Annotated in this window: 12 protein-coding genes; 7 read left to right on the forward strand and 5 right to left on the reverse strand. The window is 61.5% G+C overall.

From position 1 onward, the window contains the following. The 3 genes from JNK74_26585 to JNK74_26595 all read left to right on the forward strand — a co-directional run. On the forward strand, positions 1 to 582 hold a 582-nt coding region (locus JNK74_26585; GenBank protein ID MBL7649759.1), incomplete at its 5' end, for a hypothetical protein. Positions 583 to 790: 208 nt separating this feature from the next. Further along, positions 791 to 3,685 (forward strand): DUF1553 domain-containing protein, encoded by a 2,895-nt coding sequence (locus JNK74_26590; GenBank protein MBL7649760.1) that lies wholly within the window; start codon positions 791 to 793, stop codon positions 3,683 to 3,685. A gap of 188 nt (positions 3,686 to 3,873) precedes the next feature. Continuing rightward, positions 3,874 to 5,346, forward strand: a complete 1,473-nt coding sequence (locus JNK74_26595) for a DUF1501 domain-containing protein (protein ID MBL7649761.1) — start codon at positions 3,874 to 3,876, stop codon at positions 5,344 to 5,346. A 199-nt stretch (positions 5,347 to 5,545) separates the two neighbouring features. Here the strand turns inward: JNK74_26595 and JNK74_26600 are convergent, their stop codons facing one another. Together JNK74_26600 and nirD are read right to left on the reverse strand one after the other, a co-directional pair. Then, positions 5,546 to 6,376: a hypothetical protein gene (locus JNK74_26600; protein MBL7649762.1), complete on the reverse strand. Its 831-nt coding sequence runs from the start codon at positions 6,374 to 6,376 to the stop codon at positions 5,546 to 5,548. A gap of 340 nt (positions 6,377 to 6,716) precedes the next feature. After that, positions 6,717 to 9,626, reverse strand: a complete 2,910-nt coding sequence (nirD, locus tag JNK74_26605) for a nitrite reductase small subunit NirD (GenBank protein ID MBL7649763.1) — start codon at positions 9,624 to 9,626, stop codon at positions 6,717 to 6,719. A gap of 745 nt (positions 9,627 to 10,371) precedes the next feature. Here nirD and JNK74_26610 point away from each other — a divergent pair. From JNK74_26610 to JNK74_26620, 3 genes are all read left to right on the forward strand, one after another. Then, complete coding sequence (locus JNK74_26610) at positions 10,372 to 11,718, forward strand: MFS transporter (GenBank protein MBL7649764.1); 1,347 nt, start codon at positions 10,372 to 10,374, stop codon at positions 11,716 to 11,718. Between the two features lie 284 nt (positions 11,719 to 12,002). Continuing rightward, positions 12,003 to 15,518, forward strand: coding sequence for a molybdopterin-dependent oxidoreductase (locus JNK74_26615; protein ID MBL7649765.1), 3,516 nt, complete (start codon positions 12,003 to 12,005; stop codon positions 15,516 to 15,518). Between the two features lie 4 nt (positions 15,519 to 15,522). Then, the gene (locus tag JNK74_26620) at positions 15,523 to 16,968 is read left to right on the forward strand and encodes a rubredoxin (GenBank protein ID MBL7649766.1); all 1,446 of its coding nucleotides are present in this window, start codon (positions 15,523 to 15,525) and stop codon (positions 16,966 to 16,968) included. A 190-nt stretch (positions 16,969 to 17,158) separates the two neighbouring features. Here the strand turns inward: JNK74_26620 and JNK74_26625 are convergent, their stop codons facing one another. Next, positions 17,159 to 18,670 carry an arylsulfatase gene (locus JNK74_26625; protein MBL7649767.1) on the reverse strand — a complete coding sequence of 504 codons (1,512 nt, stop codon included), beginning with the start codon at positions 18,668 to 18,670 and terminating at the stop codon, positions 17,159 to 17,161. A gap of 282 nt (positions 18,671 to 18,952) precedes the next feature. Then, positions 18,953 to 20,410, reverse strand: a complete 1,458-nt coding sequence (locus tag JNK74_26630) for a sulfatase (protein MBL7649768.1) — start codon at positions 20,408 to 20,410, stop codon at positions 18,953 to 18,955. Between the two features lie 280 nt (positions 20,411 to 20,690). Between JNK74_26630 and JNK74_26635 the strand changes: the two genes are divergently transcribed. Continuing rightward, positions 20,691 to 22,070 (forward strand): sulfatase-like hydrolase/transferase, encoded by a 1,380-nt coding sequence (locus tag JNK74_26635; GenBank protein ID MBL7649769.1) that lies wholly within the window; start codon positions 20,691 to 20,693, stop codon positions 22,068 to 22,070. A gap of 159 nt (positions 22,071 to 22,229) precedes the next feature. Here JNK74_26635 and JNK74_26640 read toward each other — a convergent pair whose 3' ends face one another. Continuing rightward, positions 22,230 to 22,895 carry a DUF1080 domain-containing protein gene (locus tag JNK74_26640; GenBank protein ID MBL7649770.1) on the reverse strand — a complete coding sequence of 222 codons (666 nt, stop codon included), beginning with the start codon at positions 22,893 to 22,895 and terminating at the stop codon, positions 22,230 to 22,232. Positions 22,896 to 23,099 lie beyond the last annotated feature (204 nt).

Genomic DNA, 23,099 nt, shown 5'->3' on the forward strand with positions numbered 1-23,099 from the left:
GACCCGGACCTGCCCTACCTCGCTTGCGAGTTCGACAATCAGTCCTACAATTATTCAGGTTGGCTGATCAATCAGCGCGACGTGCTGCTGAACCAGAGCGCGGACCAGATGAATAACCCCGCCTTCAACGCGACCATGGACACGAACACGTACCTGGCCACGATCGTCGGCCTGGGCATGTCCCTGGACATCCCCGGCGGTCTCTTCGGCGTCCGTACCCACGTTGAATCCGGTCTGCTGAATAAGGCCCAGGCCATCGCCCTCGTTGACGCGGATCTGAACTGCGACGCGGAAGCGGCCCTGATCGGTTTGACCCCCTTCCTCAAGCCCGGCACGACGACGGCCCTGCGCATTCGTGAAGGTGTCGAGCGCTTCTTCATCACCGACATTAACAATGCCGGTGCTTCGTCTCAGGCTCAGAGCGTGGTGGAAGTGCTGAACGACCGCACGGCCAACTCCGTGGAAAACTTCAGCCACGTTCCCGGCGGTTCCAACATCCTGTACATGGACGGCCACGTGGAATTCGTGAAGTTCCCCGGCAAGCACCCCGTCACCCGCATGTGGGCCCTGCTGGACAACTGATCCAGGGCGGGCGGCTTCGGCTGACACGCTGAATTCCGGCGGCGGGTCGAGGGTTTATCCCTCGGCCCGCCGCTTCATTCTGCGCCCGCTTCGGAGTTGGCGGCGCGGCGGCGGCTGCGTTACTATGGAGGCGAAAACGACGCGCACTCCCACTCCGCTCGAAGCGAGGGTGGCTGCGCGCCGGCAAGAGTTGGAGTGCGGAGATTTCATGCGCGCGGTATCCTGCAACATCGCTGTTTCGCTTCTGATTGCGTCGTATGGGGCGCTGTCGGCATCCGCCGAGCCTTCGGCATTTTTCACCGAACAGGTGAAGCCCATCCTCGAAGCCAACTGCTTTTCGTGCCACGGCGGTCGGCCCAGTGTGAAGGGGGAGTTTCGCCTGACCAGTCGGGCGGGCCTCCTCAAGGGCGCATCGCGCGGTCCCGCGGTCAACGTGGACAGCCCCGCCGAAAGTCCCCTGCTCCAGATGATTAGCTACAAGGATGAGCATCATCAGATGCCGCCTTCGGGAAAGCTGCCCCAGAGCGATATTGATATCCTGACCGAGTGGGTGTCTCTGGGCGCCCCCTGGTACCCCGAGGACCAGGATTTCGGTGTGGCGCCGACCGCCGAGGAAAAAGCGCCGCCGAAGGGCGAGGATCACTGGGCTTACCAGCCACTGAAACGGCCCGACATTCCCCAGGTGAGCGATCCCGTCTGGCAGGCAAACCCCATCGACGCCTTTGTGAAGCAGAAGCTCGACGCGGCGGGACTTGCCCCGGCGAAGCCGGCTTCCCGGCAGGTGCTGATCCGCCGTCTGTATCACGATGTAACGGGCCTGCCTCCCGCGCCCGAAGCGGTGGAACGTTTCATTCATGATGACTCGCCCGATGCCTACGAAAAGCTGGTGGACCAGCTTCTGGCGAGCCCGCACTATGGCGAACGCTGGGCGCGCCACTGGCTGGACGTGGTGGGCTATGCTGAAACCCATGGCTTCGAGCGGGACAGCGCAAAGCCCTTCATGTGGCGCTACCGCGACTATGTGGTGAACGCCTTCAACGCCGACAAGCCCTACGACCAGTTTGTGCGCGAGCAGATTGCGGGGGACGAGCTGCCCGGCGGAGGCCCGGAGCAACTGGTGGCCACGGGATTCTATCGCCTGGGCATCTGGGACGACGAACCCGCGGACAAGCTGCTGGGCCGTTACGACGAGCTTGACGGCATGGTGAGCACCCTGGGAGCGGCCTTTCTCGGCACAACCCTGGGCTGCGCCCGCTGCCACGATCACAAAATCGACCCCTTTCCTCAGGCCGACTACTACGGCATGGTCGCCTTTCTGCAGGGCGTTAAGTCCTCTCAGCGTGTCTCGGAACTCACCAGTATCATGAGCGCGGAGGAACAGACGGCCTACGATGCCGCGGTGGCCGCGAAAAACGCCGAAGTGGCCGCGGCCAATGACGCCATATTTCAGTTCGAGCAGAAGTTCCTGGCGTCCCTGAGCGAAAAAGAGGGCGGCGCCTATCTCCGCAGCGATCTGGCCGATCTGAAATTCCGCTTCTACCGCGACACCTGGCAGGCGCTTCCCGCCTTCGACTCGCTCCGCGCGGAAAGCGAGGGCGACCTGAAGCACAATTTTGTCACGCTGGCCGCCGCGAGCCGGCAGGATGCCATGGGCCTGGTGTTCACCGGCAAGCTCCGCGTGACCGAAGAAGGCGACCACACCTTCACCATTCGCGCGAAAGACGGCATTCGCGTGACCGTTGGCGGCAACGTGCTCTACGAAGCTGCCGGAATCGGCGAGACGAGTCACAGCGCCGTGCTGCGGCTCTGGCCGGGCCACCATGATTTTCGCGTGGACTATTTCAACACCTACGACGCGCCCGTTCTCGATTTGAAGTGGTCGGGTCCCTCCTTCGGCGAGCGCCCCCTGGCGCTGGCGGCGCCCGAAGCCCAGGCCCCCGATGTGGCGAAGCTGATTCATGAAAGAGGGGCGGAAGTGCTGGCGGAGGCGGAGCGCGCACAGTATGCCGCGCTTCAGGCGGCGCTCCAGCAGGCCAAAGACAAGCCCGTGGAGGGCAAGTGGGCCACCACGGTGACGGCCATCGGCCCGGTGGAACCGGACACCCACATCCTGCTCCGGGGCAATCCTCATGTGGAGGGCGACCTGGTTCAACCGCGCTTCCCCGGCGTGCTCCATGCTCCCGAGGCGGTCATTCCCCCCTCGGCGGACGGGGCGAAAAGCTCCGGTCGGCGTCTGGTGCTGGCGCAGTGGCTGTCGAGTCCGGAGAATCCCCTGGCGGCACGGGTCATGGTCAATCGGATCTGGCAGTATCACTTCGATCGCGGCATCGTGCGCACGCCAAACGATTTCGGCACCATGGGCGAAGCCCCGAGCCATCCCGAGTTGCTCGACTGGCTCGCGAGCGAATTTATCGCCCAGGGATGGTCCATGAAGGCGCTCCATCGCCAGATCCTCCTCTCCAACACCTACCGCATGTCCTCCGAGGGCAACGAGGCCGCCCTGGCGAAGGATCCGCGCAATGATCTCTTCTGGCGCTTCAACATGCGGCGCTTGCGCGCGGAAGAAGTGCGCGACAGCATGCTGGCCGTGAACGGCAGCATCAACCTGGCGGTGGGCGGCCCGCACGTGTTTCCTCCGATGCCCGCGGCCGTGCTGGCGACCTCCTCCACGCCGGAAAGCGTCTGGGGACAATCGCCCGAGGCCGAGTGGACCCGGCGCAGTATTTACATCCATGCAAAGCGCTCACTGAAAGAACCGCTGCTCGCGGATTTTGATCTTGCGGACCCGCAGACGAATTGCGCGGTGCGCTTTGCCACGACCCAGCCGGCCCAGGCCCTCAATCTGCTCAACAGCGAATTCGTGAACCGGCAGGCGGAGATTCTGGCGAAGCGGGTGGAGTCGGAAAACGCCGCCAACCTGCAGACAAAGGTTTGGCTGGTGCTCAATAAAGTGACGGCGCGCACACCGGACAACGACGAAGTGGATCAGGGCCTCGCCTTCATTGAGGAAATGAAAGCGAAGCACGGCGCGACCGACCAGCGGGCCTTTGAGTTGTTCTGCCTGCTGGCGCTGAATCTGAATGAGTTTATGTATGTTGATTGAGGTCGACCGATGGGCCGTATGAGTTTTTATGCACCATAAGACCTGAAGGACCTAAAGGACCTGAAGGACCTAAAGGACCTAAAGGACCTAAAGGACCCATAAGACCCATAAGACCCATAAGACCCATAAGACCCATAAGACCCATTTCCGCTTTTGCCCGACGGCGAGCGATACTGGAGTAAATTCCGATGACCAATGACAAACCACGCGGATCCTTCTGCGGGCGCACGCGCCGCGATTTCCTCAGCACCATGGGCGGCGGCTTCACCTCGCTGGCGCTGGCGGGCCTGCTGGGCAGCGACGGCTTCCTCAGCAATCAGGCCTTTGCCGCCGATGGCGTCACGCCCTTCAAGAGCCCCCTGGCCGAAAAGGCCTCGATGATCGCGCCGCGGGCCAAGAGCGTCATTTTTCTTTTCATGTATGGCGGCCCGAGCCATGTGGACACTTTCGACTACAAGCCCGAGCTCTACCGGCTTGACGGCAAGACCATTCAAGTAAAGACGGCTGGCCGCGGCGGCCAGAAGAATGAAGGCCGCATCGTCGGACCCAAGTGGCGCTTCGGACAGTATGGTCAATGTGGCGCATGGGTGTCGGAGTTGTTTCCCCACCTTTCCACCTGCGTGGACGATATCGCCTTCCTGAAGTCCCTCACCGCCGATTCGCCCATCCACGGCTCCGCCATGCTCATGATGAATTCCGGGCGCATCCTCAGCGGGAATCCCTCCATGGGGTCCTGGGTGAACTACGGCCTCGGTTCGATGAATGACAACCTGCCGGGTTACGTGGTGATGCTGGACAAGACCGGCGGGCCCATCAGCGGCGCGCAGAACTGGACCAGCGGCTACATGCCCGCGAGCTACGAGGCGACCGTGTTTCGTCCTCAGGGCGATCCCATCCTCAACCTCAGCAACGTGCGCGGCATGTCGCGCGCCGAACAGAAGACCCTGCTTTCGCACCTGAATCACTTCAACGATCAGCACCTGGCGGATCGCGTGGACAACACCGATCTCGCCGCGCGCATCGCGAGCTATGAGCTGGCCTACAACATGCAGGTGACGGCGCCCGAGGCCGTGGAGCTGGATCAGGAGCCGGAGCACGTGAAGCGACTCTACGGTATGGACCACGAGCGCACGGAAGACTTCGGGCGCAAGTGCCTCCTGGCGCGGCGGCTCGTGGAGCGCGGCGTGCGCTTCGTCCAGCTCTATTCCGGCGGTGCCCACAACGACGCCAACTGGGACGCCCACTCCGACCTGCAGGACAACCACAACTACCACGCGGGCAATACCGACAAACCCATCGCGGGCCTGTTGAAGGATCTGAAACAGCGCGGCCTGCTCGATGAGACGCTGGTCATCTGGGGCGGCGAATTTGGTCGCCAGCCCACGGCGGAATACGAAAAAGGCACCGGCCGCGATCACAACTCCATGGGCTTCACCATGTGGATGGCCGGCGGCGGCATCAAGGGCGGCATCTCCTACGGCGAGACCGACGAGCTCGGCAGCGCGGCGGTGACGAATCGGCTTCACGTGCGCAGACTGCACGCCACTGTGCTCCACCAGTTGGGGCTGGATCCGAATCACCTGAGCTATTTTTACAATGGCCTCGATCAGAAGCTGGTCGGCGTCGAAGGCGCGGATCCGATTTACGATATTATTGCGTAAGGGGGACAGGCTCCCGCGCCGTGGCTTCCTTGGTCGCGAAAGCGCCTAGACGACTGCCGACGCGGGTGCCTGTATCCCCCCAGAAAAATTTGACACGGGCGACAGGGACAACGGAAGACGGATACGACCGATAGGACGGATTGATTGCATCGGTTCTATCCGACCTGTCCGGTGGGTCACGCACGATCCCGTGGTTCTGTTACATCGTTCCGCACAGCCCATCCATCACCGACGGCACCACGGGGAATGTGCCCAGTGGTACAAACTCCACGTGACCGTCCATGTAAAGTACATGTGCGCCATCGAATTTGTCGGATTTCCCTTTTATCTTCCACGCCCAGACTTCCACAAGCACTGGATTGGTGGGATTAATCCCCGGCGGAAACTCGGGATGTTGCGAGTTTGATCCGAAACAACGCATGGAATCGGTGTTGAGCGGAGGAAGCCATTTCCCGCTGCCGGACACATGTAATATTTCGTGTGGATTATCAATCAAGCCACCTGTTTTCGCGTGAACTAGAACAGAAAAATCGGTTTCGTTGTTGACCGCATAGCCGAAATATGCGAAGCTCAACGCCATCAGGCCCTCTGCCGTTACAAAGTCGGGGTTCGGTCCCTCCAATACCGCACGCATGGTTTCTCGGATATGATCGGCATCCGGATGCTCGCGCGCGACGAGCACGCTGGAGTTCTGCAGAAATTCCGGACAGAGCACCGACAGGTCGGGTGTCCATATGTGCTCATCGGGGGAAAGGTGCGGCCACTGGTTGGCGCGGGACTGGCTCGCATACATCTTGAATACTTGCCCCAAGACCGTCATGTTATTTTTCGTACTTGAGCGGGAGGATTCGTCCTTCAATCCATTAACGTTGGGGATCAGTATGAGCGCCAGCAATCCGATGAGGCACAACCCGGCAGCCACGGCGATCCACAATCGCGCCGTGGTCCGCTTCTGACCGGGGCTGCGATCCAGCTCGGGGGCAGGCCCTTCGGGGGGCAGGGTGCTAAACCGTGGTTCCAATGGCGACATTGCGCATGCGCTCCTTTCAGTTCATAGTACGCCATGGAGACTCGAAGGTTCATTCGCGGCTCAACGCTTCGAAGCGGAGCTTCGGGGACTGCATTCTCCGCCCAGGCGCATCTTCGACCAGGCAGAGCCTGGGAACGAGTGGCTTCTCTACTAATTTGCGCCCCTTTGCGAAAATTTGCGGTTCAGAGTTTTCCAATTCGCGTGCATTCGCGTGCATTCGCGTCCAATCGCGGTTCAGCCTCACAATCGCAAACGCCGCCCCCGGCAACGCAAAAACCGGGGGCGGCGTTTCTTTGTGCGAATCCTGCGATTCACCTGCGCAGGAAAATCGTAACTCGGGTCAGCAGGTTCCCGCGCAGGCGGTTTCCGGCATGACCGATTTCATCAGTTCATCGGCGGGCGGCAACAGCAGGTAGACAAAGCCGTCTTCCACTTTTACCTCAAAGGTCGCCACGTGGAGATGGTCATCGCCGCTGAGGCAGCTTCCGTCCTCCAGTGAGAATTGTTTCTTGTGAAGCGGACAGGCGACCTTCGCCACGCCATTCTTCTCGCCGACCATTCCACGGGCCAGAAGCATGTCCTGCTTGTGCGGGCACATGTTCTGGCTGGCGTACCAGCGGTCCGTGGCTGCGACGTGGAACACGGCGAGCTGCGCGCCCGCATAGTCCACCGCCATGCCGCCATCGCGCGGGAAGGTTTCCACGCGTCCGGCTTTCCACCAGGCGGGTGCGCCTATCATCGCTTTGCCATTCTGGAAAGGCGCGGCGGGCCAATCGGCGGGCCGCTTCTGTCCGCGCTCGGCCACGAAGGCGATGGTGCTGTCGGCGGCCTCGGCATTTGCAAAGTGGCGGAAGAGCGCCCGCTTCTCGGGATTCTTCACCACCTCGGCCCATTCGCAATGGTAGGTGTCCACGAGGCGCGCCATGTCGGCTTCGAGGGTCTCGCAGATACCGAGGGAATCGTTGATGACGACCTGCTTCACCTGCTCCAAACCGCCCTCCAGCTTTTCCAGCCATACGGAGGTGCGCTGGAGTGGGTCGGCGGTGTGGATGTAATACATGAGGAATCGGTCGATGTAGAGCGTGGCCTGTTCTTCGCTCAGGTCGGAGGCGAGGAGATCGGCGTGGCGTGGCTTGGCCCCGCCGTTGCCCGCGACGTAGAGGTTCCAGCCCTTCTCCGTGGCGATGAGCCCCACGTCCTTGCACTGGGCCTCGGCGCATTCGCGCACACAGCCGGAAACGGCGAACTTCAACTTGTGGGGCGCGCGGATGCCCTTGTAGCGCTCTTCGATGCGGATCGCGAAGGCCGTGGAATCCTGCACGCCGAAGCGGCACCAGGTCTGGCCCACGCAACTCTTTACGGTACGCACGGCCTTGCCATAGGCATGCCCGCTCTCGAAACCGGCCTTGATCAGCTCCTCCCAGATGTCGGGGAGTTGCTCCACGCGTGCGCCGAGCAGGTCAATGCGCTGGCCGCCGGTGATCTTGCAGTAGAGGTCGTACTTCTTCGCCACTTCGCCGAGAACGATCAGCTTCTCCGGCGTGATCTCGCCACCGGCGACGCGAGGGATGACGGAATAGGTACCGCCGCGCTGGATATTCGCGAGGAATCGATCATTGCTGTCCTGAATCGTGGCGTGCTCGACAATGTGCTCATTCCACAGGCTCGACAAGATGGACGCGACCGCCGGCTTGCACACTTCGCAACCACCGCCGTGACCCAGATGGTGGAGTACATCGCCGTAGGTTTTCAGCTTCCGGATTTTTACGCCGTGGAAGAGCTCCTGGCGGCTGAGCGGAAAATGCTCGCAAATGGTCTTGGTGACGACGACACCCGCGTTCTTCAATTCTTCCGCGAGGAGATCTTTTACCAGCGGCACGCAGCCGCCGCAGCCCGTGCCCGCCGTGGTGCAGCGCTTCACTTCGTCCAGGCTGGTCAACTCGCCCGCGCGAATCGCGCTGCACAGGTCGCCTTTGGAAACGTTGTTGCACGAGCAGACCTGCATCGAGTCCGGCAGGGCCTTCGCGCCTTCGTCCGCGCCGCCCTTGCCGAGGATGAGCGACTCCGGATCTTCCGGCATACCCTCGCCGGTGCGGAATAGGTGGAGGAGCTTGGCGTATTCGGCAGTGTCCCCGACCAGGATGCCGCCTTCGAGTTTCCTGCCGCACTCGGACAGCGTTATTTTCTTGTAGATACCTTTGCGCGCATCCTTCACCACCACGGTGCGCTCCGGCGAGGCCATCGGATCGGCGATGCCCAGGCTGGCCACTTCCACGCCGAGGAGCTTGAGCTTCGTGCTCATGTCCGCACCTTTGAAGAGGCGCGCGCCGCCCGTGAGGCGATCCGCGAGGATCTCCGCCATCTCATAGCCCGGCGCGACGAGGCCATAGATCATGCCGTCGTGAAAGGCCGCCTCGCCGATGGCGAACATGCGCGGGTCGCTGGTCTGGAGCGTGTCGTCCACCAGAATGCCGCCGCGCTGGCCCACCGCCAGGCCCGCATTGCGCGCAAGCTCGTCGCGCGGCTTGATGCCCGCGGAGATGACCAGCATGTCGGCATCGAGCACCGAATCATCGGCAAAGCGCAGGCCCGTGATGCTTCCGTTGCCTTCGATGGCCTGGGTCTGCATGCGGAGCATGACCTTCACACCGAGAGACTCGATTTCTTTTACCAGAAGATCCGAAGCGCCGTCGTCGAGTTGCCTGGGCATGAGGCGCGGCGCAAACTCGACCACGTTGACCTCCAGTCCAAGGTCCACCACGGCCTTGGCCGCTTCGAGACCCAGCAAACCGCCACCAATCACCGTCGCGCGTTTGGCGTGCTTCGCATAGGCCTTGATGGCTTCCAAATCTTCGATGGTGCGATAGACAAATACGCCCTTCTTATCCACACCGGGAATCGGGGGAACAAAGGGCGCGGATCCCGTGGCGAAGACGACATAATCGTAGGACTCCGCCCGCCCGTCGTCCAGCAGCACCTTGCCCGCCTGCCGATCCACCGACGCAACGCGCGAAGAGAGGTGCAGGGTGATCCCGCGCTCTTCATACCATGCGCGGTCGGCCATGGACAGGTCTTCCGCCGTCTTTCCGCTGAAGAAGCTGGTGAGCTGCACGCGGTCATAGGCCGCGCGGGGTTCCTCGCCGAAGACATGGAGGGCAAAGCGGCACTCCGGATCCCGGTCGGTCAATGCCTTGCAGAATCGATGACCCACCATTCCGTTTCCGATGACGACGATAGAAGTGGTGGCAATTTCAGATCGCATGTGCATGCCCAAAGAGTTCCCGACGATTGCGATGCTTGCGGCTTGTTACGGAGATGGTCTCGCGCGACATACGCTTTAAGATATTAACTTGTTGAAAATGCAAACCTTAGAAACGGGAAGCGCGACACGGTGGTGGGTTTCGCGAGGTACGCTGCCCGAATTCAACGCGTGATCATTCTTGAATCTATTGAGCAATTGCTATGCCAAGGAATGTCACTACCGCGCCGCGGGCCGCCGGACGGGGTCCTGTTGCAGCGGCGTCGAACCGGTTATCCAATTGATATCTTGCAAATACCCTTTTAAATTCGGAGCATTCAGTGTCGCGCGCCTGAACGGAACGAGAACCGTGATTCGGTCGGGTGTGGAATCTTCATCGTTATAAACTAGTGAGCTTAGTCTGGTAGGAAGCCAGAGAAAATACGCTGCGGTAGGGAGAGCAGCCCAAAAACCTACACGGCGGTTCGTAATTCCTTCGGGACCCGAGAACGAAAGCGGAGGGTGCAGCGAGGGCACCAAGCGCGCGAGGTTCGCCATAGATGGACAGAAAATAAACGTTTATGGGCTCGAGCGGGACGCTAAACGTGTAAGAGCATGAATCCTGTGGGCCGGCACGCTACTCAGTCAGGGAAAACTCGCAGGCGCTACGTCCATTGGCACAGAACATGCTCAAAACGGAAAACGTAGCCGTGCTACCTTGGATTGGCCAGGGATGCTATCTGGAGGGAATCTCTACGTGGACCTACGCCACAAAGCTACCCGTATCGACTTGTTCAGCCTTGGAACGCCGCAGATGCGCGCGTTTCACATGACCTGGTTTGCCTTCTTCCTTTGTTTCTTTGCGTGGTTCGGCATCGCGCCGCTCATGGCGGTGGTGCGCGAGGAACTCTCCCTAACCAAAGACCAGATCGGCAATACAATCATCGCCTCTGTGGCCATTACGATCATTGCGCGTCTCTTCATCGGGTGGCTGTGTGACCGGATCGGACCGCGACTGTGCTACACGGGATTACTGGTGGTTGGTTCCATCCCGGTGATGGGCATTGGCTTCGCGCAAAGCTACGAGACCTTTCTGCTTTTTCGCCTGGGCATTGGCGCCATCGGTGCGTCCTTCGTGATCACCCAATACCACACGTCGGTCATGTTCGCCGCAAACTGTGTGGGCACCGCGAACGCCACGAGCGCGGGCTGGGGCAATCTGGGCGGGGGCGTAACGCAACTCGTGATGCCGCTGCTCTTCGCCGGGTTGATGGCCATGGGACTGGGCGAGTTCTGGAGTTGGCGCATGGCCATGGTGATCGCGGGCGCGGTTTGTCTTCTCGCGGGCGTGGCCTACTATTTTGTGACCCAGGATACACCCGACGGCAACTTTAAGGACCTTCGCGCACGCGGCCTGATGGCGGGCGCAAGGGAGAATAAAGGCGGCTTCATGGAGGCCTGCAAGGATCGCCGCGTGTGGGCCTTGTTCTTTATCTACGGCGCCTGCTTCGGCGTCGAGCTCACGATTAACAACATCGCGGCACTCTACTATATCGATTACTTCGACATGAGCCTCGCCGCCGCGGGGGCGCTCGCCGCGTGCTTCGGCCTGATGAACCTTTTCGCGCGCACGCTGGGCGGCGTATTCGGGGATCGTTTCGGCGCGAAGTACGGCCTCAAGGGGCGCGTGCGCTGGCTGGCCGTCGCCATCGCGGTCGAGGGACTCGCACTGATCCTGTTTTCCCAGATGACCCTGCTTCCCCTCGCGCTGGGCACGATGATTGTGTTCAGTCTCTTCGTGCAGATGTCCGAAGGCGCGACCTACTCGGTTGTGCCCTTTATCAACAAACGCGCGCTGGGTGCCGTCGCGGGCATTGTCGGCGCTGGCGGTAACTTCGGCGCGGTTAGCGCGGGATTCCTCTTCAAGGCCGAAGCGTTGAGCTGGCCCCAGGCCCTCTTGATTCTGGGTGTAATCGTGACGCTGTGCGCGGGCTTCGCCGCCATGGTCACTTTCAGCGAGGCTGATGAAGCCGCGGCAGCAGCCGAGGCCGATCGTCTCCGCGAGATGGAAGCGGGCGCATTGCCCGAGCCCGCGCAGGCCTAAGGCTTTAATGGGGCCTATGGGTCTTATGGGTCTTATGGGTCGTATGGGTCGTATGGGTCGTATGGGTCGTATGGGAGACCGCTTCACTTTCCAGGTGACATAGGCGACTGTCAACTGTCAACTGTCAACTGTCAACTGTCAACTGTCAACTGTCAACTGTCAACTGTCAACTGTCAACTGTCAACTGTCAACTGTCAACTATCAACTATCAACTATCAACTATCAACTATCAACTATCAACTATCAACTATCAACTATCAACTATCATCTATCTGCAGTACCCCATGCCGCCACACCGCTCCGATACCGTCAAAACCACCTGCTCCTACTGTGGCGTGGGGTGCGGCGTCGTGGTTACGAAGGATCGCCTGGGCCGACTCAGCGTCGAGGGTGACGAAAGTCATCCTTCGAGCCGGGGCATGCTGTGCAGCAAGGGCCGCACGCTGCACCATGTGGTGCAGCAGCAATCGGATCGCCTGTTGTATCCTCAGTTGCGCCGCAGTCGGGCCCACCCGCTGGAGCGCGTCTCGTGGGATGCCTCACTGGACCGCGCGGCCTCGGTGTTCAAGTCGATTATTCAGCGCCATGGCCCCGAGGCGGTTGGCTTCTATGTCTCTGGTCAGTGTCTCACCGAAGAATACTACATAGTAAACAAGTTGATGAAGGGCTTCATCGGCTGCAACAACATCGACACCAACTCGCGCCTCTGCATGAGCTCCGCCGTGGCGGGTTACAAGCTTGCTTTGGGTGACGACGTCTGTCCCATCAGCTATGCGGATATCGAGCTGGGCGATTGCTTCCTGATCGCCGGGGCAAACCCCGCCTGGTGCCACCCGATTCTTTTTCGCCGCCTGGAGCAGCACAAGGAGCGCAACCCAGACGTCAAAGTGATCGTGGTCGATCCGCGACGCACGCCCACCTGCGCCTTTGCCGATTTGCATTTGCAGCTTCAACCCGGGACCGATGTGGCGCTGTTTAACGCCATTGCGCGCGAACTTCGCGAACAAGGTCATTGGGACGAGACTTTTATTGCCGAGCATTGTAACGGTGGGGGCGCGATCCTCGATGCGGCCTACGCGCTGAGCACCGAGGAGGCCGCGGAAGTCTGTCGTGTCGATGCGGACGATATTCGCCAGGCGGCGCAGCTCATCGGCACCAGCGGCGCCTTTCAGACCTGGTGGGCCATGGGCCTGAACCAGAGCAGCGTCGGCGTGGATAAAAACGTCGCGTTGTTAAATCTCTCCCTGCTCACCGGGCAGATCGGCAAGCCCGGCGCGGGTCCCTTTTCCCTCACGGGCCAGCCCAACGCCATGGGCGGGCGCGAAGTGGGGGGGCTGGCCAACCTGCTGGCGGCCCATCGCGATCTGGCCGATCCCGATGAGCGCGCCTTCGTGCAACAGCACTGGAACAGCGGCCCCATCGCGGCGAAGCCCGGGCTGACGGCCACGGAAATGTTCGACGCCCTCGAATCCGGCGCGATGAAGGCCATCTGGATTATCTGCACGAATCCGGCCGTTTCCATGCCCAACCTCAGCCGCGTGGAGCGCGCGCTGAAGTCGGCGCGCTTTGTGGTTGTGCAGGATATCTCGGCCCTCTCCGACACGGTGCCCTATGCGGACCTGGTTCTGCCCGCCGCGGGCTGGCTGGAGAAGCAAGGCACCATGACCAACTCGGAGCGGCGCGTGACGTTGCTCTCGAAGCTGGCCGATGCGCCGGGCGAGGCCCTGCCGGATGTGGAAATACTCTGTCGCTTCGCGCAGAAAATGGGCTGGGCCGAGGCCTTTACGTATCCCGACGAAAGCGCCATCTTCGACGAGCACCGCGCGCTGACCAAGGGGACGAACATCGATATGACGGGCATCTCCCATGCGCGCTTGCGCGCCGAGGGCAGCCTGCAATGGCCCTGTCCAAGCGAGGAGCACCCTGGAACGCCAAGGCTCTTCGAGGACCACAAGTTTCTCACACCGGATTTTCGCGCGCGCCTCCATGGGCCGCTTTACACGCCATCCGCTGAGACCACGAGCGAGCGCTACCCGCTGATACTTACGACAGGCCGCATACGCGATCAGTGGCACACTATGACGCGCACGGGCAAGGTGAACAAGCTCCGCCAGCACCTGGACACGCCCTATGTGGAGTTGCATCCCGACGACGCCGAGGGCCAGGGGATCGCGGAAGGCGACACGGTCACTATTTACAATGATCGCGGCGCGGTGCGCGCCCGTGCGGTCATCACGGACACGGTGAAGCCCGGCGTGGTATTTCTGCCCATGCACTGGGGCAAATCGCTGCAAAAGGGCGATGCCCGCGCGAACGTCCTTACCAGCCCGTTGGTGGATCCGCGCTCGAAGGAGCCCGAGTTCAAACTGGCCGCGGTGGCGTTGAGCCGCGTGCCGTCCACCCGACGCCGCGTGCTCGTGGTTGGCGGCGGAACCGCAGCCCTCACCTTTGCCCAGGAACTGCGCAAGCGCTGCGCGGAAGACGAAATCATCGTCTTCGGCAAAGAACCCCACGGCTTCTACAACCGCATCTTGCTGCCCGATCTGATCAGCGGCGAATGCTCCTGGAGCTCCATGCAGACGGCCTCTGAATCCGCATTGGAGAAGGCCAACATCACATTTTTTCCGGGACGCCCGATCACCGCAATTCACCGCAAGCGCCGATGCATAGAGGACGCCCAGGGCGAACTTCACGCCTACGACAAGCTGGTGCTCGCGACGGGTAGTCAGCCGCAACTGGCCCCGGAGTGCCCACGGGACATGGGGGGCCTCTTCACGCTGCGTACGCGCGCCGATGCCGATGCGGTTATGGATTTCGTGCGACCGGGTACCCGCTGCGTTGTGGTGGGCGGCGGCCTGCTCGGTCTTGAGTTGGTGGCGGCCCTGCGGGAGCTCGGCGCGGTGTGCCGCCTGATCCACCGCTCCGGCCAGCTCATGGGTCGTCAGCTCGATGGCACCGCCTCGCAGTTTCTCGCGGAGGAATTGGCAGATCGCGGCGTCACCCTGCACTTCAACGATTCCATTGCGTCGGTCTATGGCACGGCCAGCGTCGAAGGGGTGCGCACGCAGAACGGAAGCTACTACTCCTGCGACGCCGTGTTCTTTGCCACCGGCACCACGCCCAGTATCGCGCTGGCCCGCGGCGCGGGCCTCCCCTGCCGCCAGGGGGTGCTGGTAGACGACGCGATGTGTACCGTTGATCCCGACATTTACGCTATCGGCGAAATAGCCGAGCGCGCGCATCGCTGCTACGGAACGACACCCGCCGCCCAGGCCCAGGCCGCCATTGCCGCCGCCCAGGTCGCGGGAGACACATGGGAGCGCTACAACGGCAGCATCTCTTTCAACGTGCTCAAGCTCAAGGGCCTGGCACTCTGCACGATGGGCGACGCGGGTGCCGACACAAGCGCGCCGGGTTACGAGGAGATCGTACTGCTGGACCGGAGCGAACGGCTCTACCAGAAATGCATCGTGTACAAGAATCGCCTCGTCGGCGCCATCCTCTATGGTGACACCGCGCCCATGGCGGAGATGAAATCACTTATTGAATCGCAGTTGGAACTCGACGAGTCCCGGCGCGGTCTGTTGCGTGGCGGCGGCGCGACGCGCGAGCCCGTCGAGGGCCGACTGGTGTGCAGTTGCAATCAGGTGGGCGAAGGCAACCTCCTCCGTGCGCTGGCCCAGGGCTGCGAGACGATGGAAGCGTTGTGCTCGAAGACGGGCGCGGGCACCGGCTGCGGAAGCTGCAGGCCGGAGGTCGCCGCACTCATGGATCGGAGCGCGGCGCTCGCCGCGGGATAGACCAATGCGCAATCAAGCCAGCGACATGATACTGCACACGGCGGGTGGCCGGATTCCGCTCAGCGTGTTGCGTCATGCGGCCGAACTCACCATGGTCCACGGCAACGGGACCATGGCGCTCGGCAGCCGGCAGGAGCTCATTCTCGGCGGGATCCAGTCCAGCAGTCGCGATCGTATCCGGCGCGAGCTGGGCGGTCTCCTCGTGGAGCATCATCCCCGTCGTCCCAACATCGTCACCACACGACCCATGGCCGGGCGTGCGGGGCGTACTCCCTGGTTGAGTGACGGCGCCTACGATTCGGTCCTGTCGCAATTCATGACGGCACCGGCAATCCCCGTCAACCTCAGCGACCCGCGCCAGGATGTGCTGCCCCTCTACACGGGCCAGATCAACTTCATCGCATCCACCGAACCGGGATACTGGCACGTTTCCTTCAATGCCCGAGGGCAACTCCGGCCTATCGTACTTTCCACCGCCGTTCATGCCGACGGTGTCCCGGCGGCGACCTTTGTCGTGCAGAGTGCGATTCTGCAGGACAACGCCCTCGACCTGCCCGAACTTCAGCGAAATCTCCTCGAAAACCTCGGGGGGGTTGCTCGGGAGCTTCCTCAGGTGGCAGTCGCGCATCACGACGAGGTCCGCCCCATCGAAGGTTTCGAGTTCGACGCGAAAAGCGAGAGTTACAGTCTGGGGATATCCGCGCTTGCCCAGCGTTTTCCATGCGCGTTTCTTGCGGACCTCTGTCTGGTCGCGCGCAGTTTGGGTCTGGCCACCGCCGGCCTTACGCCCTGGCGGAGCCTGCTGATGCATGGCATCCCCGCCAGCGCGCGCGCCGACTTCGAGCGTCTGTTGCTGCGACACCGCGTCTCGCTTCACACCGGCGCGTGGGACAGCGCGTCCTTCAATGACTTCCATACGCCCGGCACCGTGAAGGCTGGCGCGGAATTGCTCCGCGCGCTCAATGAGAACTTTCCACATCCCGGTGGCCTGCGCATCGGCCTTACGGAGCACAGCGGCGTTATCCCCGACACACCCATTGTGGTGCGGGCCGAGACCCCACCCGCGCGCTGGCCTTTCCGGCCCGAGCCCCGCTTCAACGTATTCGTGCGGGAGAATTTTGATCGCTTCAACCCCATGTTAATTGCCTGCGTCACGGGCGTGGCTGCGGGGCGAATGGCGGATGCGGTGCTCGACCTGGTGGAGCGCTTTGGCGCGGGTCAAGCGGCGACCGTAGCGGTGGCGACGCAGGCTTCACCCGTGTTGCTGCGCGGCGGAGCGCTCATTCATCAATGCGCGGAATGCCACACGGAATACAGCGAGCAATACGGCGATCCCCTCGGCGGCATCGACGCGGGGACGCCCTTCGCGGAGTTGCCCGCAAGCTGGACTTGTCCCACCTGCGGCGCGCCCCAGGGCAAGTACATCACCACGCGGGAACACGCCGCGTAAAAGCTTTTAGCAAGTTTGTGGAACATCCACAGGACCCTGCGCTTCTTACGACAGCGTAAGAATAGATCGACAAGCGGGAGCACGGACTTTCCAGTCCGTGATGTCCGTGCGACTCCGTCGCACGATACGCGGGTAAGAAAACCCGCGATCCCGTTTCGCGAATCCTTAACGGAAAAAGCGCAGTCTCTGATTAATGCTCCGAGTCCCCCGCCTTGCACGCCTCCAAAAGGGCGCGCAACTCTGTCAGTTTCTCCGGTTCGGCCTCCCAGAGGTTCCTTGTTTCGCCGATGTCCGTGTCGAGGTTGTACAACTGCACCGGCGGCGCATCGGGACCTGGCGCGTTTGCCCCCTGACTGCTCCATCCGCCGCTGCCCGGTCCGTCGATGAACTTCCACGGACCCTTGCGCAACGCGAAGGTGCCGTCGATGGAGTGATGCACGGTGTAGTCGCGCAGGGGTTTCTCGCGTTTCTCGCCGAGCAGCGCGGGCAGTAGGCTTACACTGTCCTGTCCCGCGCCCTCGGGCAAGGGCGCACCCAGCAGGTCGGCCACGGTCGCGAGCAGGTCCGTGTGGCAGATGGTCTCCGCGCTTTTCGAACCCGCATCGACCTGGGCGGGCCAGCGCACAATGAAGGGCACGCGGTGCCCCCCTTCCCACACATCCGACTTGCGTCCACGAAAGTGATGGTTGGGTCGGTGCCCATAGGAATCCACCATTTTCTCAACGGGCTCCGTCGAGCCGTTGTCGCTCGTCACGATCACCAGCGTGTTCTTGCGGAGATTCAGGTCGTCCAGCGCATCCATCACCTGGCCGATAGCCCGATCGGACTGTGCAACAAAATCGCCATAGTCCCCGGCCTGACTGAACCCTTTTACATCCGGCGAAGGCACCACGGGCGTGTGCGGCGAGGTTAGGGGTAGATAGAGGAAGAAAGGCTGCTCGGGATTCGTGGCGTGGCGCTCCTTCAGGTAGGCCACGGCACGATCCGCAAGATCGGGCAGCACCTTGACCGGCTCGAAGCCCTCCGCGGTGAGGCCCGTGCGAAAGGTGGTGGGCTTCATCGCTGTGGGAATGGCTGTGGCGCGATCCTGTTCCAGGTACACGTAGGGCGGCATGTCCAGCGACGCCGCGATGCCGAAGAAGTAGTCGAAACCCAGATTCAACGGTCCGTGCGTGTAGGGCTTCGCGAAATCGATGTTCTCGCCGGTGAGATCCGACGTATCGCCGAGTTTCATGCCGTCCGTCGTCTGCCAGCCGAGCCCCAGGTGCCATTTGCCGATGCAGGCCGTGTGATAGCCTTGGTCCTTGAGGTACTGCGCGACGGTTAACTCGCCGTGATCGATCAGCGGTAGCGAATAGCCCCAGAGCACATGCTGTTTCAGCCGCGTGCGCCAGGCATAGCGCCCGGTGAGCAAGCCGTAGCGCGTGGGTGTACACACCGCCGACCCCGAGTGCGCATCGGTGAAAATCATGCCCTCGGCGGCCAGTTTGTCCATGCGCGGCGTGGGGATCTTCGACTCGGGATTGAGGCACCGCACGTCGCCATAGCCCAGGTCGTCCGCGAGGATGTAGACGATGTTGGCGCTGGCCTGAGCGGTCGATGTGGGTTCGGCATGGACGCGTACATTCGAAATTACCACGACCATCCAAAGTATACAAGCCGCCTTCGAGCGCCGCACTTTAGCAGAGTAGATTCGAACCATGTGAATCACCTTTCATTCCGTGCAGTTCCCTTACGGTGTATAAAAAAGATCTTCCCACAGATTCACACAGATCCGCACAGATAAGAGAAAGAGATACCAGAGCAGCCAATTTTGGATAAACAGAGGATGTATTTCAACAGAGAGTGAATCATATGCTAAGGGAAGTTGTGGTTTGGATTTATCTGTGCAGATCTGTGTGGATCTGTGGGAAAACAAATTGGTTGCGGCTGACGGCTGCTCGGAGTCTAGGAGTGGTTCAACTTTTTCCGGGCCACCGCGTACTTACCCCAACAATTGCTTCTCCCACCAGGCCACATGCACCTCGGGTCCCGCGTCGGGTGCGATGCCGCGTTCCTTCATGGCCTCATCAAAGCGCGCGCGGGAATCCGCGCGGGCATAGTCAGTGACTTCGACGGGTTCGGGTAGTGCGCCGAGATCGCCACTTTCCTGAATCCACTCGTCCAGCCGCGCGCGCAGTTCTTTCAGCGTTTGTTCCTGCGCGGGATCCTTCGCGAGGTTCTTCACCTCGTGCGGGTCCGCCGCCAGGTCGTAGAGTTCCTCTTCGGGGCGCGTTGCCGCCATGAAGGGCTGTTGTGCCTCATTGAGCTTGCCTTCTTTCTGCCACAGCTCCAGCACCGATGTGGCCGGGTACTGTTTCTTCTTGTAGGCGTTGAACTGCATGTAGGGCCGCTCGGGATAGAAGTTCCGGATGTACTTGTGCTGCTTCGTGCGCACGGAGCGGATGCGGTCCACGGTTTCGTCGCAACGGTCCCGAGCGCACACAATGTGATCGCGCGGCGTTGGGCTGTCCAGCGAACGGCCATGCAGATGGGAGGGCGGCTTGATACCGGCCCATTGCATCATGGTGGGCGCGAGGTCGAGCAGCGACACCAGTTCCTCCGAAACCGTCCCCGCGCCCACGCCGTCATGCTTGCGCACGATGAGCGGCACGCGCGTGCCGCTGTCATAAAGCCACTGCTTCCCACGCACATGGGCCTGACCGTGATCGCCGTGGTACACGATAATGGTGTTGTCTGCGAGGCCATCATCTTCCAGCCGCTTCAACAATACCCCGATTTGCCGATCCAAAACCTGCGCCGATTCCAGGTAGTCCGCCCAGTCGCGGCGCAGCAGGGGTGTGTCGGGGTAATATGGGGGAAGATCCACCTTCGCCGGATCGATGGGCCGTTCCGGATCGCGCTCGAACTCGCGGTGGGTCATGCTGAAATTGTACTGGGCGAGAAAGGGCTGTCCCGCCTTTCGCTGACGCCAGTCCGTGCCGTCGAAGGGCGCAGTGGCCGTCGTGAAATTGAAATCCGTCTTTCCCGGCTTGTCCCAGTTGACGCCGTGGCCGTTGCTCGTGAAATAGCCCGCGTCGCGGAAGTATTTGGTGATAAGTTCAACCGGTGCGGGCAGCGTGAAGCCGTCGTCGCGGTGGCTCCGGTGGTTGTGTGCGCCGATGCTCGTCTGGTACATCCCCGTCATCATGGCGGAGCGCGCGGCGGAGCACACGGGCGCGGCGGCAAAGGCCGCGTTGTAGCGCGTGCCCTCGGCGGCGAGCCGGTCCAGGTTGGGTGATTGCACCAACGAGTGGCCGTAGCAGCCGAAGTCGGGCGAGGTGTCTTCCGAGATCAGCCAGAGGATGTTGGGGCGTGAATCCGGTCTGCTTCCGGCGCGCGCGGCGAGCAGACCCGCACCGAGGCCGATACCGGCGGTGGATAGAAATTCGCGACGCTTCATGGCGGTCTCCAAGGGTGTGGATTGGGCGTGAGGCTACTATAGCCGCGCGGGACCTTTGGCTCAAGCGGGGGATCGGACCGATCGGACGGATCGGACCGATCGGGGCGATCAAATCCGTCTGATCCATCTGATCGGTCCGATAAGACAGAATCTCCCCTTGAAATTTCCGCACGCCCTTCGCAATACTCACCCAAGCCCTAACCATCTTGAAAGGCCCCCAAGCATGAACCGCCGTGAATTCCTTTGCCAGGCGAGCGCCGCGCTTGGCGCCGTTAGCGCCATGGCGCGCCACGCCCGGGCCGCTGAGCGGCCAAATATCCTCTTCCTCTTCTCCGACGATCAGACCTACGAGGCGATTCACGCGCTGGGCAATGACGAGATTCACACGCCCAACCTGGACCGACTGGTGAAGCGCGGCACGACCTTCACCCACGCCTACAACCAGGGCGGCTGGAGCGGCGCGGTTTGCGTTGCGAGCCGCACCATGATCACCACGGGCCGATTTCTGTGGCACGCCGAAGCCATCCACCGCACGCTGGAGCCCGAGCGCGATGCGGGACGACTCTGGCCGCAATTGCTCAAGGGCGCGGGCTACGACACGTACATGACGGGCAAATGGCATGTGCGTATCGACCCCGCCACGATCTTCGATCACATTGGTCATGTGCGCGAGGGCATGCCCGCCGATCACTATGGAACAAGCAAGGTGGGCTACAATCGACCGCTGGACGGTCAGCAGGATGAATGGCAACCCTGGGACACGGCCCAGGGCGGCTACTGGGAAGGGGGGAAGCACTGGAGCGAGGTGGTGGGGGACGATGCCGAGGGCTTTCTTGCGCAAGCAACCCAGCGGGACAATCCTTTCTTCATGTATCTTGCGTTCAACGCGCCCCACGATCCGCGCCAGTCTCCGAAGGAATTCGTGGATCGGTATCCGCTCGACAACATCGCGGTGCCAGCGAACTTCGAGCCGGAGTATCCCCTTGCGAAGGACATCGGCGCGGGCCCCGGTCTGCGCGATGAGGATCTGGCGCCCTTCCCGCGCACGGAGCACGCCGTGAAGGTGCATCGGCAGGAGTACTATGCGATCGTAACGCACATGGACCAGCAGATTGGAAGAATCCTTGATGCGCTCGAAGCTTCGGGCAAAGCGGAGAACACGTACATCGTGTTTACGTCCGATCACGGCCTCGCCGTGGGCCATCATGGGCTCATGGGTAAGCAGAACATGTACGACCACAGCGTGCGCGTCCCCCTGACGATCTGCGGGCCCGGTGTCGCGTCGGACAAACGTATCGACACGCCGGTCTACCTTCAGGATATTATGCCGACAACCTTGGACTGGGCGGGGGTAGCAAGACCGGAGCATGTGGAGTTCAAGAGTCTCGCACCGTTGCTGGCGGGAACGTCAAGAGCGCACTACGATGGCATCTACAGCGCTTACATGGACAAGCAGCGCATGATCGCCGACGGCGGCTACAAGTTGATTCACTATCCCGTGGGCGAAGTGTGGCTGCTCTTCGATCTGAAGAAAGACCCCGAAGAAACCGCCAATCTCGCGGAAGATCCCGCGAATCTGGATCGGCTGGATAATCTGCGGAAGAAGCTCTATGCCTGGCAAAAGGCCACGGGCGATTCGCTGGCGCTGAAACAATATTGAAGATGGGGGAATGGGTCTTATGGGGCCCATGAGTCCAATGGTTCATGGAGTCGAGCGCCTCGCGCCAGCCCCATACGCCCCATAAGACCCATAACCCACAAAAAGAAACGCGGGATCAGGCCAGGCCCGCTCCCGCGAAAGGCAGTCTTGTAATCGTGCTTACTTCAGTTCTTTAATCTTGATGTTGCGCCACTGCACCGAATAGGGGCCCTGGCCCGCGCCGATGCCGTGCACCTGCAACGCGATGAAGCCCTTGGTGTGGCTCTGGAACTTGGCTTCGTCTGTCAGATCTTCCACCGCCTCGCCATTGATCCACGTCTGGATGCGCGCGCCTTTGGCGACAATGCGATACTCGTTCCAATCGCCATCCTGGAAGGCCTTGGAGCGCTTCGCTTCCGCGTCCGCCGTCATCCAGCCGCCGCAAGCCTCGCCGTAGATATAGCCGGCCTGAGCGCCCTCGGCGCCCGCCGCCTCAATTTCCACCTGCGGTCCGTTGACTCGACCGAACTTCGCGTCGCCTTCCGGCGCGGCGGTCGTGGAGCGAATCTGGATGCCGGAGTTCAGTTCGTTGTTGTTCAGCTTGACCTCGACCGTCAGTTCGAAGTCGCCGTATTCCTTCTCTGTGCAAAGGAAGGAGTTCGGGCTGCCTTCTGCCGTCGTGCCGAGTACCGTGCCGTCCTTGACGACATAGGTTGCGGTACCATTCTTCTGGATCCAGCCATTCAAGGTCTTACCGTCAAACAGGGACACGCCGTCGTCTTTTGCTGTCGCTGCAAAGGGCAGGAGTGCCAGGCCCACTGCGGCCATCATCAACATTTTCTTCATGGTGCTCTTCTCCAAGTGTAGAGGGGGGGGAGCCGAAACCCCAACCAGGTGCGGAGCACGCCAGACAGGGACGGCAATGAATCGGACAATTTAATCAGAAGACGGCGGAACAATCAAGAAGTTTGGCAGTTGATAGTTGATAGTTGATAGTTGATAGTTGATAGTTGATAGTTGATAGTTGATAGTTGATAGTTGATAGTTGAT

The sequence above is a fragment of the Candidatus Hydrogenedentota bacterium genome (assembly GCA_016791475.1).
Classification (GTDB): Bacteria; Hydrogenedentota; Hydrogenedentia; order Hydrogenedentales; family JAEUWI01; genus JAEUWI01.

Bases quoted from the DNA above. Each gene is read 5' to 3' on its own strand.
- JNK74_26590 (MBL7649760.1), top strand. From the start codon at position 791: ATGCGCGCGGTATCCTGCAACATCGCTGTTTCGCTTCTGATTGCGTCG.
- JNK74_26595 (MBL7649761.1), top strand. From the start codon at position 3,874: ATGACCAATGACAAACCACGCGGATCCTTCTGCGGGCGCACGCGCCGC.
- JNK74_26600 (MBL7649762.1), bottom strand. From the start codon at position 6,376: ATGTCGCCATTGGAACCACGGTTTAGCACCCTGCCCCCCGAAGGGCCT.
- JNK74_26615 (MBL7649765.1), top strand. From the start codon at position 12,003: ATGCCGCCACACCGCTCCGATACCGTCAAAACCACCTGCTCCTACTGT.
- JNK74_26620 (MBL7649766.1), top strand. From the start codon at position 15,523: ATGCGCAATCAAGCCAGCGACATGATACTGCACACGGCGGGTGGCCGG.
- JNK74_26625 (MBL7649767.1), bottom strand. From the start codon at position 18,670: ATGGTTCGAATCTACTCTGCTAAAGTGCGGCGCTCGAAGGCGGCTTGT.
- JNK74_26630 (MBL7649768.1), bottom strand. From the start codon at position 20,410: ATGAAGCGTCGCGAATTTCTATCCACCGCCGGTATCGGCCTCGGTGCG.
- JNK74_26635 (MBL7649769.1), top strand. From the start codon at position 20,691: ATGGCGCGCCACGCCCGGGCCGCTGAGCGGCCAAATATCCTCTTCCTC.
- JNK74_26640 (MBL7649770.1), bottom strand. From the start codon at position 22,895: ATGAAGAAAATGTTGATGATGGCCGCAGTGGGCCTGGCACTCCTGCCC.